Source organism: Vibrio profundi (genome assembly GCF_005281835.1).
In the GTDB taxonomy this organism is placed as follows: domain Bacteria; phylum Pseudomonadota; class Gammaproteobacteria; order Enterobacterales; family Vibrionaceae; genus Vibrio; species Vibrio profundi.
The window spans coordinates 419,135-435,193 of record NZ_RZIS01000001.1 but is presented as its reverse complement, the minus strand read 5'-3'; the positions used below and the strand labels follow the sequence as shown (position 1 = coordinate 435,193).

The 16,059-nt window shown below is 43.0% G+C and carries 16 protein-coding genes; 6 read left to right on the top strand and 10 right to left on the bottom strand.

The genetic code is table 11. From position 1 onward, the window contains the following. Positions 1–45 precede the first annotated feature (45 nt). The 4 genes from ELZ11_RS02040 to sdhC are packed head-to-tail and all read right to left on the bottom strand — an operon-like array spanning position 46 to position 3,275. Positions 46–759 (bottom strand): succinate dehydrogenase iron-sulfur subunit, encoded by a 714-nt coding sequence (locus ELZ11_RS02040; RefSeq protein WP_137355704.1) that lies wholly within the window; start codon positions 757–759, stop codon positions 46–48. A 15-nt stretch (positions 760–774) separates the two neighbouring features. After that, positions 775–2,541 (bottom strand): succinate dehydrogenase flavoprotein subunit, encoded by a 1,767-nt coding sequence (gene sdhA, locus ELZ11_RS02035; protein WP_137355703.1) that lies wholly within the window; start codon positions 2,539–2,541, stop codon positions 775–777. Beyond that, positions 2,542–2,889, bottom strand: a complete 348-nt coding sequence (sdhD, locus tag ELZ11_RS02030; protein ID WP_137355702.1) for a succinate dehydrogenase, hydrophobic membrane anchor protein — start codon at positions 2,887–2,889, stop codon at positions 2,542–2,544. Further along, positions 2,883–3,275, bottom strand: a complete 393-nt coding sequence (gene sdhC / locus ELZ11_RS02025; protein ID WP_137355701.1) for a succinate dehydrogenase cytochrome b556 subunit — start codon at positions 3,273–3,275, stop codon at positions 2,883–2,885. Before sdhC ends, sdhD begins: the two co-directional genes overlap by 7 nt. A gap of 417 nt (positions 3,276–3,692) precedes the next feature. Between sdhC and ELZ11_RS02020 the strand changes: the two genes are divergently transcribed. After that, positions 3,693–4,982: a citrate synthase gene (locus ELZ11_RS02020; RefSeq protein ID WP_137355700.1), complete on the top strand. Its 1,290-nt coding sequence runs from the start codon at positions 3,693–3,695 to the stop codon at positions 4,980–4,982. A gap of 74 nt (positions 4,983–5,056) precedes the next feature. Here ELZ11_RS02020 and ELZ11_RS02015 read toward each other — a convergent pair whose 3' ends face one another. After that, positions 5,057–5,815 carry a Nif3-like dinuclear metal center hexameric protein gene (locus ELZ11_RS02015; RefSeq protein WP_137355699.1) on the bottom strand — a complete coding sequence of 253 codons (759 nt, stop codon included), beginning with the start codon at positions 5,813–5,815 and terminating at the stop codon, positions 5,057–5,059. A 115-nt stretch (positions 5,816–5,930) separates the two neighbouring features. On the opposite strand from ELZ11_RS02015, the gene ELZ11_RS02010 reads away from it, so the two are divergent. Next, positions 5,931–6,689, top strand: a complete 759-nt coding sequence (locus ELZ11_RS02010; RefSeq protein WP_137356244.1) for a DUF1853 family protein — start codon at positions 5,931–5,933, stop codon at positions 6,687–6,689. A gap of 113 nt (positions 6,690–6,802) precedes the next feature. Here ELZ11_RS02010 and pgm read toward each other — a convergent pair whose 3' ends face one another. Together pgm and seqA are read right to left on the bottom strand one after the other, a co-directional pair. Continuing rightward, entirely contained in the window at positions 6,803–8,449 is a 1,647-nt protein-coding gene (pgm, locus tag ELZ11_RS02005) for a phosphoglucomutase (alpha-D-glucose-1,6-bisphosphate-dependent) (RefSeq protein ID WP_137355698.1), read from the bottom strand. 92 nt (positions 8,450–8,541) lie between these two features. Beyond that, a complete protein-coding gene (seqA, locus tag ELZ11_RS02000) occupies positions 8,542–9,081 on the bottom strand; it encodes a replication initiation negative regulator SeqA (protein WP_137355697.1) in 540 nt (179 codons plus the stop codon). A 92-nt stretch (positions 9,082–9,173) separates the two neighbouring features. Between seqA and ELZ11_RS01995 the strand changes: the two genes are divergently transcribed. The 3 genes from ELZ11_RS01995 (at position 9,174) to fldA (ending at position 10,850) form a co-directional block, all read left to right on the top strand. Beyond that, positions 9,174–9,938 (top strand): alpha/beta fold hydrolase, encoded by a 765-nt coding sequence (locus tag ELZ11_RS01995; protein ID WP_137355696.1) that lies wholly within the window; start codon positions 9,174–9,176, stop codon positions 9,936–9,938. 100 nt (positions 9,939–10,038) lie between these two features. Further along, the gene (locus ELZ11_RS01990; RefSeq protein ID WP_137355695.1) at positions 10,039–10,260 is read left to right on the top strand and encodes a DUF2788 domain-containing protein; all 222 of its coding nucleotides are present in this window, start codon (positions 10,039–10,041) and stop codon (positions 10,258–10,260) included. A gap of 56 nt (positions 10,261–10,316) precedes the next feature. After that, positions 10,317–10,850, top strand: a complete 534-nt coding sequence (gene fldA, locus ELZ11_RS01985; protein WP_137355694.1) for a flavodoxin FldA — start codon at positions 10,317–10,319, stop codon at positions 10,848–10,850. A gap of 46 nt (positions 10,851–10,896) precedes the next feature. Here fldA and ELZ11_RS01980 read toward each other — a convergent pair whose 3' ends face one another. After that, positions 10,897–11,397, bottom strand: a complete 501-nt coding sequence (locus ELZ11_RS01980) for a DUF4442 domain-containing protein (RefSeq protein WP_137355693.1) — start codon at positions 11,395–11,397, stop codon at positions 10,897–10,899. A gap of 217 nt (positions 11,398–11,614) precedes the next feature. On the opposite strand from ELZ11_RS01980, the gene fcrX reads away from it, so the two are divergent. Next, the gene (gene fcrX / locus ELZ11_RS01975; protein WP_137355692.1) at positions 11,615–12,061 is read left to right on the top strand and encodes a ferric iron uptake transcriptional regulator FcrX; all 447 of its coding nucleotides are present in this window, start codon (positions 11,615–11,617) and stop codon (positions 12,059–12,061) included. Between the two features lie 67 nt (positions 12,062–12,128). On the opposite strand, the gene glnS is transcribed toward fcrX, so the two are convergent. Further along, positions 12,129–13,796: a glutamine--tRNA ligase gene (gene glnS, locus ELZ11_RS01970; protein ID WP_137355691.1), complete on the bottom strand. Its 1,668-nt coding sequence runs from the start codon at positions 13,794–13,796 to the stop codon at positions 12,129–12,131. 301 nt (positions 13,797–14,097) lie between these two features. Then, positions 14,098–15,654, bottom strand: a complete 1,557-nt coding sequence (gene nagE, locus ELZ11_RS01965; protein ID WP_137355690.1) for an N-acetylglucosamine-specific PTS transporter subunit IIBC — start codon at positions 15,652–15,654, stop codon at positions 14,098–14,100. Positions 15,655–16,059: the final 405 nt, after the last annotated feature.

Genomic DNA, 16,059 nt, shown 5'->3' with positions numbered 1-16,059 from the left:
TTAAAAGGCCGCCCCAAAACTTCAAGGGCGGCAATTTTTGTTCTTTTAAACCGAACGATTTACTAGCATCGACTTAATATGGCCAATCGCTTTCGTCGGATTTAATCCCTTAGGACAAACACTTACACAATTCATGATGCCATGGCAACGAAAAACGCTAAATGCGTCATCAAGATCTGACAAGCGTTCATCTGTCGCTGTATCACGGCTATCAATTAACCAACGGTACGCTGCAAGAAGGCCTGCTGGTCCGATGAATTTATCTGGATTCCACCAGAAAGACGGACAAGAAGTTGTACAACATGCACACATAATACATTCGTACAATCCATCTAAATGAGCGCGCTCATCAGGGCTTTGTAGGTTTTCACGAGCAGGTGGCACATTGCCATCAGATACTAAGAATGGCTTAACTTTTTCGTAGTTATCGTAGAACTGAGTCATATCTACAATAAGGTCACGAACGACAGGTAACCCTGGTAGAGGACGAATTACGATTTTATCTTGGCCAGACAGCGCAGATAACGGCGTAATACAAGCCAGACCATTCTTACCATTCATGTTCAAGCCATCAGAACCACATACACCTTCACGACAAGAACGACGGAACGCTAGCGTTGGGTCTTGTTCTTTAAGAAGAATAAGTGCGTCCAAAAGCATCATGTCCGAGCCTTCATCTGCCTCTAGGACGTAGTCCTTCATGTAAGGTTTCTGATCGACATCAGGATTGTAACGATACACAGAGAAATTCAGTTTCATTTTGCTACCCTCTCCTTAGTACGTACGTGCTTTTGGTGGAAATGCTTCACGGTGAACAGGTTCCATATTTACATCACGCTTAGACATCGATTCTGTCTCAGGGTTGTAAATAGAGTGGCATAGCCACTGCTCATCATCACGATCTGGGAAGTCAAAGCGAGCGTGAGCTCCACGACTTTCTGTACGGAAGTTAGCTGCAACTGCTGTTGCATAAGCCGTTTCCATCAAGTTTTCTAGCTCTAAACACTCGATACGTTGAGTGTTGAACTCTGTAGATTTATCAGAAAGGTGTGCATTTTTCAGACGCTCACGAATCACTTTTAGTTCTTCAAGGCCTTTTGCCATTGCATCGCCTTCACGGAATACCGAGAAGTTGTTCTGCATACATTGTTGTAGGTCTTTACGGATTTGTGCTGGATCTTCACCGCCAGTACTATTTTCCCAACGGTTGTAACGCTCTAGTGAACGCTCAATGTCAGCTTCAGTCGCTGGTTTCGCATCTTTCTGCTTCTTCAGCGTTTCACCAAGGTGCAGGCCAGTCGCACGGCCAAATACAACCAAATCAAGAAGTGAGTTACCACCTAGACGGTTAGCACCGTGTACTGATACTGATGCAATTTCACCACAAGCAAATAGGCCTTGAACTTCAACGTCACTGCCATCTTCGCCTTGCTTAATCGCTTGACCAGAAACTTGTGTCGGTACACCGCCCATCATGTAGTGACATGTTGGAATTACTGGGATTGGCTCTTTCACTGGGTCAACGTGTGCGAATGTACGAGACAGTTCACAAACGCCAGGTAGACGAGATTCAAGCGTCTCTTTGCCTAGATGATCGAGTTTCAGTTTAATGTGCGGACCCCAAGGGCCATCGCAACCACGACCTTCACGGATTTCAATCATCATTGAACGTGCAACAACGTCACGACCAGCCAAGTCTTTCGCGTTTGGAGCGTAACGCTCCATGAAGCGTTCGCCATCTTTATTTAGAAGATAACCACCTTCGCCACGACAACCTTCAGTTACTAATACACCTGCACCAGCGATACCTGTTGGGTGGAATTGCCACATTTCAATATCTTGCATCGGCACGCCAGCACGGATTGCCATACCAACGCCGTCACCAGTATTAATGTGCGCATTCGTTGTAGAAGCGTAGATACGACCAGCACCGCCTGTCGCTAAGATTGTTGCTTTTGATTTAAAGTAACAAACTTCGCCAGTTTCCATACAAAGTGCAGTGGTACCTAGAATGGCACCATCTTCATTTTTCACTAGATCTAGCGCATACCACTCTGAAAATACAGTTGTCTTGTGCTTGATGTTTTGCTGATAAAGAGTGTGTAGCAGAGCATGACCAGTACGGTCCGCTGCAGCCGCTGTACGAGCAGCTTGCTCACCACCAAAGTTCTTTGATTGACCACCAAATGGACGTTGGTAAATAGTACCGTTATCAAAACGAGAGAAAGGTAGGCCCATTTTCTCAAGTTCGATTACTGATTCAGGGCCGTTTTTACACATGTATTCAATCGCGTCTTGGTCGCCGATGTAATCAGAACCTTTAACCGTGTCATACATATGTTGTTCCCAGTGATCTTCGTGTGCATTACCAAGAGCAACGGTAATACCACCTTGAGCGGATACAGTATGAGAACGTGTAGGAAATACTTTAGAAAGCAAAGCACATGATAGGCCTTGCTCTGAAATTTGGAGTGCAGCACGCATACCTGCACCACCAGCGCCAATAACTACGGCATCAAACTCACGAACAGGAATAGTCACTTACGCACCCCACAAAATAAACAGACCAGAGAAGAAGTATCCAAATAGAACAGCAATGACACCTAATTGAAGGCCACCACGTAGTTTTGCGCATTTGATGTAGTCAGTAAGAACCTGCCACAAGCCAATCCACGCGTGGATCAGTACAGAAGTCAGCGCAAGCATGGTGAATGCTTTAGTGAATGTACCACCAAAGAATTGTGTCCAAGATACGTAAGAGATATCACCCGAAAAAGCACAGAAGCTAATTAGGTAAATAGTGTAAAGAGTCATGATGATTGCAGTAGCACGAATCAGTAGAAAATCGTGTACGCCATTGCGACCAAAAGTTGATACGTTGTTTACCATACTAAAATCCCCGCCAGTACAGATAATACCGCTGTCGCAACGAAGGTTACTTTAGCACTCTTCGCACCAGACTCTAGTTCTTCAAAATGACCTAGATCCATCAACAAGTGACGAATACCACCAGCAATGTGGTAAGCCAACGCGGTTAGGATGCCCCAAAGAATAAACTTAACAAAGAAGCCATCGACAATGTCTTTCGCTTCCATAAAGCCTACTGGGGAGGAGAGGGAAATGGATAGTAACCAAAGCAAAATTCCGATCGCAACAAACGTAATCACCCCAGACACACGGTGTAGGATGGATGCAATTGCTGTGATAGGAAAGTGGATGGTCTGTAAATCTAAATTAACAGGTCTTGTCTTTCTTTCTTTCACGGGCTTGCTCACTCAGCTCCATTGAGCATTTACAGTTATTAAATAACTTTTGATATTGTTATGGACAAATTTTGGCTCGAAACCTACAAAATGCAACATTTCTTTAACAAGCCTTCGCAATAATGACCCGGACAAATGTAAAATCTTTGTTACTAAAAAGACCAGACAAGACACCTCACATTTCTTTCTAGCCTTGAATTTATAAGGTTTTAACCAAAATTTTCAGCGCCACTATACGGCCGGCAACATTCTAATACAATTGGTGTAACAAATAATGCTACACAGAACAGATTTTTAACGAATTTAATGCAAAAAACACTAACAAGTGCACACAAAACTGCAGAAAAATTGACTTTCGGACCTAAGACCAGTAAAAAAATGGCACATAAACATCCTGGACGGATTAAATAATAAACAAAGGAGATTGTTATGGCGGATAAGAAAGCTACCCTTCATATTGAAGGTCAAGCGCCAATCGAACTGCCGATTACTGAAGGTGTACTAGGTACTCCTGTGATCGATGTTCGCACACTAGGTTCTAATGGTTTTTTCACTTTTGACCCTGGTTTTCTTGCCACTGCATCTTGTGAGTCTCAAATCACTTTCATTGACGGTGGAAAGGGCATCCTTCTACACCGTGGTTACCCAATTGATCAACTAGCCAATAACGCTGATTACCTAGAAGTTTGTTACATCCTTCTATATGGCGAAGCCCCATCACGTGCGCAATACGAAGAGTTCAAAACAACAGTAACTCGTCACACTATGGTACACGAGCAAATTGCAAGCTTCTTCCACGGCTTCCGTCGTGACGCTCACCCAATGGCCGTAATGTGTGGTGTAGTTGGCGCTCTTGCAGCCTTCTACCATGACTCTTTAGATATCAACAACGATACGCACCGTGAAATTGCTGCGTACCGTCTAATCTCTAAAATGCCAACACTGGCAGCTATGTGTTACAAGTACTCGATTGGTCAGCCATTCATTTACCCACGTAACGATTTAAGCTATGCAGAAAACTTCCTACACATGATGTTTGCTAACCCATGTGAAGAATATGAAGTTAACCCTATTGTTGCTCGCGCAATGGACAAGATCTTTACGCTACACGCAGACCACGAGCAAAATGCTTCTACGTCTACAGTACGTCTATCTGGTTCATCTGGTGCTAACCCGTTTGCGTGTATCGCAGCAGGTATCGCGTCACTTTGGGGCCCAGCTCACGGTGGTGCAAACGAAGCATGTCTACGTATGCTTGAAGAGATCGGTAGCGTAGATAACATCGAAGAATATGTTGCAAAAGCAAAAGACAAAGATGACCCATTCCGTTTGATGGGCTTCGGTCACCGCGTTTACAAGAACTACGATCCACGTGCAACAGTAATGCGCGAAGCGTGTCACGAAGTACTTAAAGAGCTAAACATCCAAGATCCACTACTTGACGTAGCAATGGAACTTGAGCGTATCGCTCTTTCTGATGAATACTTTGTTTCTAAGAAGCTATACCCGAACGTAGACTTCTACTCAGGTATCATTCTGAAAGCTATCGGTATTCCTGTATCTATGTTTACGGTAATCTTCGCGATGTCTCGTACTATCGGTTGGATTGCGCACTGGAACGAAATGCACAGCGACCCAACAAACCGTATCGGTCGTCCTCGCCAGCTATACACTGGTCAAGAGCAACGTGATTTCGAACCTCTACACGAACGTGAATAATAGAGAATAGATAATAAAAAAAGGTTGATGCAGCGCATCAACCTTTTTTATTTTTGGACCATCAAAATACGGCATTAAACTGGATTGTCGATATCGATAAACTCGACATCCAAGCCGTGCTCTTTTGCTAACCATTCACCTAGTGCTTTAACACCGTAGCGCTCAGTTGCGTGGTGACCTGCAGCAAAATAATGGATGTCTTGCTCGCGAGCCGAGTAAGTTGTGCGCTCAGAAATTTCACCAGAGATAAATGCATCTATACCTTGAGAAGCTGCAAGCTCAATGTAATCTTGGCCACCGCCAGTACACCAACCTACTGTCTCAATCATTTTATCTGCGTTTTCAGGTGCAATATGTAGCGGCTTACGATTCAACACTTGATCAATTTTTGCTGCAAACTCAGTGCCAGTCATTGGTGTCTTCAATCTACCGAACATAGCGACTGACTGAGGGTGCCCTTCCAAACCACCTTCAACATCGATCTCAAGTAACTCTGCCAATTTTGCGTTGTTACCAAGCTCAGGGTGAATATCAAGAGGAAGGTGGTAGCCTAATAGGTTGATATCGTTTTTAATCAAGGTACGAATACGCTTACCTTTCATGCCGCGAATCGCTTCCGGCTCACCTTTCCAAAAGAAGCCATGGTGAACTAACAAAGCGTCAGCCTTTAGCTCAACCGCTTTATTAATCAAAGCTTGCGAAGCCGTGACACCGGTAACAATACGCTTTACCTCAGCAGTGCCTTCTACTTGAAGACCGTTTGGGCAGTAATCTTTAATCTGCAGTGGCTGCAGTTTTTCGTTAAGTAGCTTTTCTAATTGTAAGTTATTCATTTTTATTTCCAGCTTACCTTTATAATAACGTCGTTATATCAATTTACGGGTAGAATGTCGAAAGCCCTTCCACTCTGTTTCTAGAGAACAGATGACTGAAGTTTACGAGGAACTGATGACCGAACTGCAACGCTTTTATCAATGGGTGATTAGCTCGCCACCGCTACTAGAAATCAAGCCGCCCATTTCTGATCTCACTGTGTTCTCAAATCACCAAAAGATCGATGACGCCCACACTTATAATGGTAACCCTAGGTTAGGCTTCCTCTACCAGCACCTATGTGAACAAGTCATCACCACTTCGGATAATTATTCAATCAAGCATGATGAAATTCAGATTAATGTTGAGGGAAGAACACTCGGCGCAATCGACTTTATCCTTGAAGACACAAGTAGCCAAAAATTAGAACACTGGGAAGTGGCAATTAAGTTTTACCTCCTTCACGAACAAACATGGTTTGGTCCAAACTCTCATGACCAATTAGATAAGAAGCTCGATAGAATGCTCAGCCACCAGCTTGGTATGTCCTCTTCAGACGCCTTTGTTGAGCAGTACCCGGAGATCGATGTCGACTCAAAACATCTGTTGATGCAAGGTCGTCTCTATACCAATCCATTTCTAGAACAAAACGTACCTACAGAGTGTTTGGGCTACGATATTAACCCAAGCCAAGTAAACGGATTTTGGTGCTATCAAAATCAGGCACACCAGATCACCGAAACACTCTACCCTCTAACCAAAGAGCAATGGGCCGCAGGAACGGGTGATTTCAGCGGAGAACCTATCACCGAATTTGGTGACCGCTTCGTTCATGGCCAAACTAAGTCTGGTCAATTCTGGTTTGTGATGCCACAAAGTTGGCCACATGGTTAGACGCTCTCGTTTACCCTCCCTTTCTTATTCACAATACGACCAACTAAAAAGGGCTGATGCTTTCACATCAACCCTTCCATTATTTGCTTTATAACTCTATGAATCGTATTCGATTATAGACCTGCAGCAGCAAATACTTGGTTAACAATCTCTTGAGCTTCTGCTTCAATCGCTTTTAGGTGTTCTTCACCTTTAAAGCTTTCACAGTAGATTTTGTAGATGTCTTCCGTGCCTGATGGGCGAGCAGCAAACCAACCATTCTCAGTTGTCACTTTAAGACCACCGATTGCAGCACCATTACCAGGAGCATGCGTCAAACGAGCAGTAATCGCATCACCAGCAAGTGTTTCAGCAGAAACCATCTCTGGAGATAGCTTCTTAAGCACATCTTTTTGTGCACCATTTGCTACCGCTTGAATACGGTTGTACTTAGATTCGCCATGTTTTGCAGCTAGCTCTTCGTAGTACTCTTGTGGGTTCTTACCTGTCACCGCAGTGATCTCTGCCGCCAATAGGCAAAGAATTAGACCATCTTTATCGGTTGACCAAGGTGTACCGTCTTTACGTAAGAAAGAAGCACCCGCACTCTCTTCACCACCAAAACCAAACTGACCGTTGTATAGGCCATCAACGAACCATTTGAAACCAACTGGTACTTCACAAAGTTCGCGACCTAAGTCTGCTACTACACGGTCAATCAATGCACTTGATACCAGAGTTTTACCAACTGCCACTTCTTTCCCCCAACCTTCACGATTACGGTATAGGTAGTCGATACAAACCGCTAGGAAGTGGTTAGGGTTCATTAGGCCTTTAGGCGTAACAATGCCATGGCGATCGTAGTCTGGGTCGTTACCAAACGCTAGTGCGTACTCATCTTTAAGCGCAAGCAAGCCTGCCATTGCGTATGGCGAAGAACAGTCCATACGAACAACGCCATCTTTATCTAGAGACATGAATTGGAATGAAGGGTCAACCGCTTCACTTACCAAAGTAAGATCTAAGTTGTACGCTTTACCAATTTGACGCCAGTAATCGATACCACTTCCACCCAGTGGATCAACACCAATTTTGATGTGCGCTTTCTGAATAGCTTCCATATCAACCACGTTAACTAAATCTGCAACGTATGGAGCTACTAGGTCAACTTCTTTCACTAACTCAGACTGTTTAGCCTGTGCAATAGGCGTGCGTTTAACACCTTGCATTTGCTCAGAAATAATAACGTTCGCACGATCTTCAATAGCTTGTGTTAGTTCCGCTTCAGCAGGGCCACCGTGTGTAGGGTTGTATTTAATACCGCCGTCTTGAGGTGGATTGTGTGAAGGTGTGATAACAATGCCATCAGCTTTTTTGTCATTCACTAGATTGTGCGTAAGAATTGCGTGCGAGATACCAGGTGTTGGAGTAAAACCGTTGTTTTCTTGAATGACAACTTCAACACCGTTCGCTACAAGCACTTCAATTACTGTAGAGAACGCTGGCTCAGATAGCGCGTGCGTATCTTTACCTAAGAAAAGCGGGCCTGTTGTACCTTGCTCCGCACGAACTTCAGCTACTGCTTGTGCAATCGCTAAAATGTGGTTTTCGTTAAATGTTGATTTGTCTGCAGTACCGCGGTGACCTGAAGTACCGAACAGTACTTTGTGATCTGGGTTAGTCGCATCCGGTTGCTGTAAGAAATAGTTAGCCACTAAAGCCGGAATATTATGAAGATCTTCCTGCTGAGCTTTTTGCCCGGCACGAGGGTGCATAGCCATTTTTCGACATCCTTATATATAAAATTTAAAAACAAAAAAACCTCATAATATCTTCTTCTTACAGGACATTATGAGGTTTAAAGCAGATTTCTTTATATGGAACCTGTTACTTTTTCAATTAAGTCAGCCTGAAAACTCATTCGACTCATTAGCTGTTCCACCATCTGCCTCTTACGGCTAGTATTATTATTGGTGATTACCCAAAATGGGCTGCTAGGAATCGCTTTTGGTTTTGTTGTGTTGCCGTTTGCAAGAAGTGTCTCTTCGTTATCGGCAAAGTAAACACGCTTACGGCCTTTTACTTGAGTCGCCTCAGAAAAACTTTCGGGATCGATATGGTGCAAAGTCGACAAAACTAGCATGAATCGATCTATTGCCTTTTTCAATGAAGCAAATTCGTCAGAGATAAGTAGAGAGCGCATTTCTTTAACGCCATCAATCTTAGCCGGGATAATGCCCGCATCTTTACTTACTACGATACCTTTTGGCTGTTTCGCTTCTTTTACTTGGACTGCTTTTTGACCTTCTACATTCAATAGACGACGTAAAATATCCGATGCACTTTCGCCTATATGCTCAGTCTGACCAGCAATATAACGGTATAGGTCCTCATCAACCTCAATTGTTTTCATTCGCTTTTCACAATCTCAATGTTTAAACTCTGAGGGATTATAGCGAGATCCGCGCGGATACTCTACGTTAAACCCATCATGAATAAGATAAAATGTCAGTACAGCTCAACTATAAAATTGAAGGTGAAGGTCACACCATTGTTTTGATCCATGGATTATTCGGAAATTTAGATAACCTAGGGCTTTTAGCGAGAGATCTTAGAGAAGATCATCAAGTACTTAGCGTTGATCTTCGTAATCACGGTTTATCTTTCCACTCCGATGAACATAATTACCAACTTTTAGCAAAGGATGTTGAAGCGTTACTTCTTGAACTAGAACTAAATGAAGTAACGGTGATCGGCCATTCTATGGGTGGTAAGGTTGCAATGGCCTTAACCGAGTCCGACGCCATCAATATCAACCAACTGATCGTTTTAGACATGGCTCCTGTCGCCTATTCGCAACGCCGTCACGACAATGTTTTTTCAGGACTACAAGCAGTAGCTACCGAGAAACCAAGCTCGCGTTCAGCAGCCTTAAAAATCCTGACCGAACATATAGAAATTGATGGTGTACGCCAATTTTTGACAAAATCTCTATTTAAGAACGGTGAGATAATGGAATGGCGCTTCAATGTGCAATCACTTTTGGCGAATTACGACAACATCACCGGGTGGAAACCTATTTCTGCATTCAATGGCCCAACGTTGTTCATTAAAGGGGGTGACTCTGATTACCTAACCGCAGAACATCAAAGTGCCGTTCAATCCCAATTCAGTCGTGCTAAAGCACATGTCATAGCGAACACAGGTCATTGGCTACATGCAGAGAAACCTGCGGAAGTATTAAGAGCTATTCGTAAATTTCTTCGTTGATTTGCACTCGATAAATGAGAGTTCTGCGAACACTTCGCATTAACTTTGTGAATCAACAATGCTATAGTGCGCGCAAGCAAAATTGGTATATAGGGATCCCATGCTTTACGACTACATGAACCTGCTTGAATCTATTGGATTAGATCTTCTTTTTGCCGCTATCTTTTTCTTGATCGGCATGGCTATTAAAGATGTTTTAAAACAAGGTAACGTTCCGGTATTTGGTCGTCGAATTGTATGGATGGTACTGTTCTTAGGCTGTGCAGGGTTTATCGCAAAAGGATTAATCCAACTTAGCTGGGAAGGTACCGGGATTGGTTGATCATCCCACAGAACTCTAGAACTCCAACATCAGACACAATTAAAGGTAATGATTCTATGGCAAGTGTAGGTCTCTTCTTTGGTAGCGATACAGGTAACACTGAAGCTGTTGCTAAGATGATTCAAAAACAGTTGGGCAAACAGCTCGTTCATGTTCAAGACATTGCGAAAAGCAGTAAAGAAGACATCGATAATTTCGATCTTTTATTGCTTGGTATCCCTACTTGGTACTACGGTGAAGCTCAATGTGATTGGGACGATTTCTTCCCTGAACTTGAAGCTATCGACTTCTCTACGAAGCTTGTTGCTATTTTTGGCTGTGGCGACCAAGAAGATTACGCTGAATACTTCTGTGATGCGATGGGTAACATTCGTGACATCGTTGAAGCAAAAGGCGGTACAATTTTAGGTCACACTTCAACAGAAGGTTACGAGTTTGAAGCGTCTAAAGGCCTAGTTGAAGGCGATGACAGCCTATTTGTTGGCTTATGTATCGACGAAGATCGCCAGCCAGAGCTTACTGATGAACGTGTTTCAAACTGGGTTAAACAAATCCACGAAGAAATGTGTTTAGCAGAACTAGAAGACTAATTCTGTCTTCTAAGTTCGAAAAAAACCTCCGCATGCGGAGGTTTTTTTATGATTCAATTAACTCTTCTTGCTCTCGAAACTGGGGCTTTTTCCTTACATACAGCTTCCTTTGCACTTCAGAGACCACGTTACCTTGTTTGTCTTTGACATGAATGACGAACTCAGGAAAGCACTTTTCACCCAACTCGGTTTGACGATAGATATCTTCTAATTGATTTTGTGTTATTTGAAAATCAGCGTACAAATCTGATTGCCCTGGCTTGATGAAATTAATGCTGGCTTCTTTATCCCACACATAATATTGCTCACCCAAAATCCCCATTAGCATTAATGAATATACTGGATCAGTGAGCGAGAAAATACTTCCCCCATACTGGGTACGATTTGCATTCTTATTCCACCATCTAAGCTTAAGCCTCATATGCACTTCTCTAAAGTCTTCACTGATATGAGAAATTTTAATACCGGCTCCCCAAAATGGTGGCCAAATGTTGAGTGCGAACTTAACGATATTAGGCTTGTATATCTTTGCGAGTTGTTTATTCATCGATGACATTCCATGTCTACTAAAGTGTGAACCGCTTCGTAAAGCAACTGGTCTGACATCTACTATAAGTGAACAATCGATAATTTACAAAAGCAAAATTTTACAAAACTAAGTAGTAACCCTTTGAAGTTCGTGGTTTATTGTTAGTAGCTAGTGACCTATAATGATAGGAATATTGAATTCTGTTAATTGCTACAGATCATCAACAGGAAAGTATATGTCAGACAATAATCAAGCGCTAAAAGATGCTGGTCTTAAAGTGACCCTTCCAAGGCTAAAAATTCTAGAAGTATTACAACAACCAGATTGCCAACATATTAGTGCTGAAGATTTGTATAAGAAACTGATCGATCTTGGTGAAGAAATTGGCCTAGCAACGGTTTACCGTGTATTAAACCAATTTGATGATGCCGGTATTGTTACTCGCCACCATTTTGAAGGTGGAAAGTCAGTATTTGAATTGTCTACTCAACATCACCACGACCATTTAGTTTGTCTAGATTGTGGTGAAGTAATCGAGTTTTCTGACGACGTTATTGAAGAACGTCAAAAAGAAGTGGCGTTGAAGTACAACGTGCAACTTACCAACCATAGCTTATACCTATATGGTAAATGCCTTGAAGGGAATTGCAAAGACAACCCAAATGCGCACAAAGCAAAATAATTGCTAAAAGCCTCAACAAAAAATGCCAGCTAATCAGCTGGCATTTTTATTGGGAACTAAAAGGCGATTAGCCCTCAGACTTTCCCCAAGTATCACGCAGGCCAACCGTGCGGTTGAATACCAACGCATCAGCTTTAGAATCCTTTGAATCGACACAGAAATAACCTGTACGCTCAAATTGGAAACCTTGCTCTGCAGCCGCTTGCGCTAAGCTTGGCTCAACAAAACCGTTCAGCGTAACAAGTGACTCAGGGTTGATCGTTGCAGCGAAATCATCAGCTGCAGCCGGGTTCGCTACAGTGAACAGACGATCGTACAAGCGAATCTCAGCAGGCAATGCTTTATCAGCTGATACCCAGTGGATAACACCCTTCACTTTACGGCCATCTGCTGGGTTCTTGCCTAGTGTTTCGTCATCGTAAGAACAGAAGATAGTAGTAATGTTACCTTCTGCATCTTTCTCAATACGCTCAGCTTTAATTACGTAAGCACCACGTAGACGAACTTCTTTACCTAGAACCAAACGCTTGTACTTCTTGTTTGCCTCTTCACGGAAATCATCACGCTCTATCCAAACTTCACGAGTAAACGGTACTTCACGAGTGCCCATTTCAGGTTTGTTCGGGTGGTTAGCAACCGTTAGTGTTTCTACTTTGTCGGCATCGTAGTTTTCAATCACGATCTTAACCGGATCTAGAACAGCCATTGCACGTGGTGCATTTTCGTTCAAGTCATCACGGATACAAGACTCAAGTGAACCAAACTCAATCATGTTCTCTTGTTTAGTCACACCGATACGCTTACAGAATTCACGAATAGACGCAGAAGTGAAACCACGACGACGTAAACCAGAGATAGTTGGCATACGTGGGTCATCCCAACCTTGAACTAGGTTTTCAACCACAAGTTGGTTTAACTTACGCTTAGACATCACTGTGTATTCAAGATTCAGACGGCTGAACTCGTACTGACGAGGTTGACAATCGATCGTAATGTTATCTAGAACCCAGTCGTACAAACGACGGTTGTCTTGGAATTCAAGAGTACAGATAGAGTGCGTAATACCCTCCAGCGCATCAGAGATACAATGAGTGAAATCGTACATTGGGTAAATGCACCATTTGTCACCTGTCTGATGGTGATGAGCAAAACGAACACGGTAGATAACAGGATCGCGCATTACCATGAATGACGAACTCATGTCGATCTTAGCACGGAGACACGCTTTACCTTCTTCAAAGCCACCGTCGCGCATTTTTTCAAATAGCGCTAAGTTCTCCTCAGGGCTACGATCGCGGTATGGACTCGCTTTACCTGGCTCTTTCAGCGTGCCACGGTATTCACGGATCTGCTCAGGACTTAGCTCGTCAACGTACGCTAAGCCTTTATTAATTAATTCCACAGCATAAGCATAAAGCGTATCGAAGTAGTTTGATGAGTAACAAATGTCACCAGACCATTCGAAGCCTAACCAGCTTACATCATTCTTAATTGACTCAACGTATTCAACGTCTTCTTTTTCAGGGTTTGTATCGTCGAAACGAAGATTACATTGTCCCTGGTAGTCCTGAGCAATACCAAAATTCAAGCAAATAGATTTAGCGTGACCGATGTGCAGATAGCCATTTGGCTCTGGTGGGAAACGAGTATGCACGCTACTGTGTGTACCATCCGCTAAATCTTTATCAATAATTTGGCGAATGAAATTCGATGGACGAGCCTCAGCTTCACTCATCTATAGCACCTCTATGTATTTAGTATTGTCAGAGAAAGTTATCTTTCATTCTCCAGGAAACCAACGCTTCTAGCATTAGCCCAAGATAGAAAGATCATTGTGGCTAATCATCCACAATTCTTAGCCTTTGCACAATAAGAACCATCAGTTAATTGCGATTATTTCTGCTATTCGATGAAGAATAGAACGAACCCTGTTATTTGGCTTTAAACTGTAGGTACTAAAAAGCCTCCCATGAGGGAGGCTTTCAATTTGATACTTACTTAAGAGTATTAATTCTTCTCAGTTAAGTACTTCCTTACTATGGAAGTTTTACATCAGATAAGTCTTCACCAGCACCGATAGCTTTCATTTCACCTGCGACGATTTCAGCTAGAGGGCCTAGGATAACTTGTAGGTTGTTTTCACCTAGTTTAACCACACCTTTAGCACCTAGTTTCTTAAGAACTGCTTCGTCTGCAACAGAGCGGTCTTTAAGAGTTAAACGTAGACGAGTAATACATGCATCGATTGCAGTAAGGTTCTCATGACCACCTAGCGCTTTTAGGTATTGACGAGCAAGGTCACCTTTTGGCGCTTCGCCTGCTGGAGCTGCAGCTTCGTCATCATCTTCACGACCTGGCGATTTCAAGTTGAAAGCGCGGATTGCGAAAGAGAAAGTGAAGAAGTATAGAGCACCGAAGCCAAGGCCGATTGCTAGAAGTACTAGAGGTTTAGTTGCTAGACCCCAGTTCAATACGAAGTCGATAAGACCAGCAGAGAAACCGAAACCGTGCAGAGTGCCAAACATGTTAGCAACAACTAAAGACAGACCAGTGAATACTGCGTGCATCGCGTATAGAGCAGGAGCTAGGAATACGAACATGAATTCTAGTGGCTCTGTGATACCTGTTAGGAATGAACAGAACGCTACTGAGAATAGAGCACCACCAACTTGGCTACGTTTTTCAGCAGGAGCTGCTAGGTACATTGCAAGTGCAGCACCTGGTAGACCGAACATCATTACTGGGAAGAAACCGTTCATGAATACGCCAGCGCCTTTATCGCCACCGAAGAAACGGTGTAGATCGCCAGACTTAACAGTATCAGTTACTTCTTTAACAACAGTAGTGATTTCTGGAGTTACAGAGTTAGCAAATGTAAATGTGTGCTCTTGACCAACCACTAGAGTTTTAGCAAGTGCTGGGTCAACACAAAGTTGAGTGATGTTAGCGAATGCGCCTTGACCAGCAACGATGATCTCTTGACAAGTACCCATACCGAACCAGAAGTATGAGTTCAATACGTGGTGTAGACCTACAGGGATAAGTGCACGGTTAAGAGTACCGTAAACGAATTGACCAATCGCGCCAGAAGTAGAAACAGCGTGTGCTAGAGCATCTAGACCGCCTTGTACTGTTGGCCAAACCACACCAGATACAGCACCTGCTACAAGTGCAAACAGACCGGCCATGATAGGAACCAAGCGTTTACCAGCGAAGAATGCTAGCCACTCAGGAAGGCGAGTTGCATGGAAAGCGTTATAAGAGTGACCCGCGATGATACCTGCAAAGATACCGCCGAAGAAAGACATGTTAACGTCTGCATTGATTGTTGTTGCTGTTGCTGTCAGTACAAAGTAAGCAACTGCACCAGCTAGACCAGCTGCACCGTTGCCATCTTTTGAAAGACCAATTGCGATACCTAAACCAAATAGCAGAGGTAGGTTGCCGAAAATAGCGCCACCAGCTTGTGCCATGAATGGAATATCAAGAAGGTCACCTTGACCTAAACGTAAAAGAAGCGCCGCAATCGGAAGCGTTGCGATAGGTAGCATTAATGCTTTACCTAGCTTCTGTGCATATCCAAGAATATTCACCTTAAGTTCCCCCTATAGGATTTTTAGATTTTGTTCGAGAGACTTATTTTAGTCGCTCAATTTAGTCCTAATCAGTTTATTCCATTAATTTTGCTCCGCAAATTAAAACCTTACCATTTGTGATCCTAATCACCAGTTTTGGGCAAATCCCAAGGTTTTTGCTAGCGAGATCATAAAACTTATTTTATCATTCAAAAAAATGAGAGTTTGTAGATAAAATTTGTCTCATGTTGTAGCCAGGTAATACGCGGTTCAGTTGTAAAACACAACCTTTACCAACACTTAAAACCCGCACGCAACACTTAAAATAAAACTCATAAAAACAAACACTTAAAACAACGCCCATTTAACTGAGCGCTTTGCTGAAAAGATAAAACGTTGCCTAAATGATGCTCGCAAAGTAAG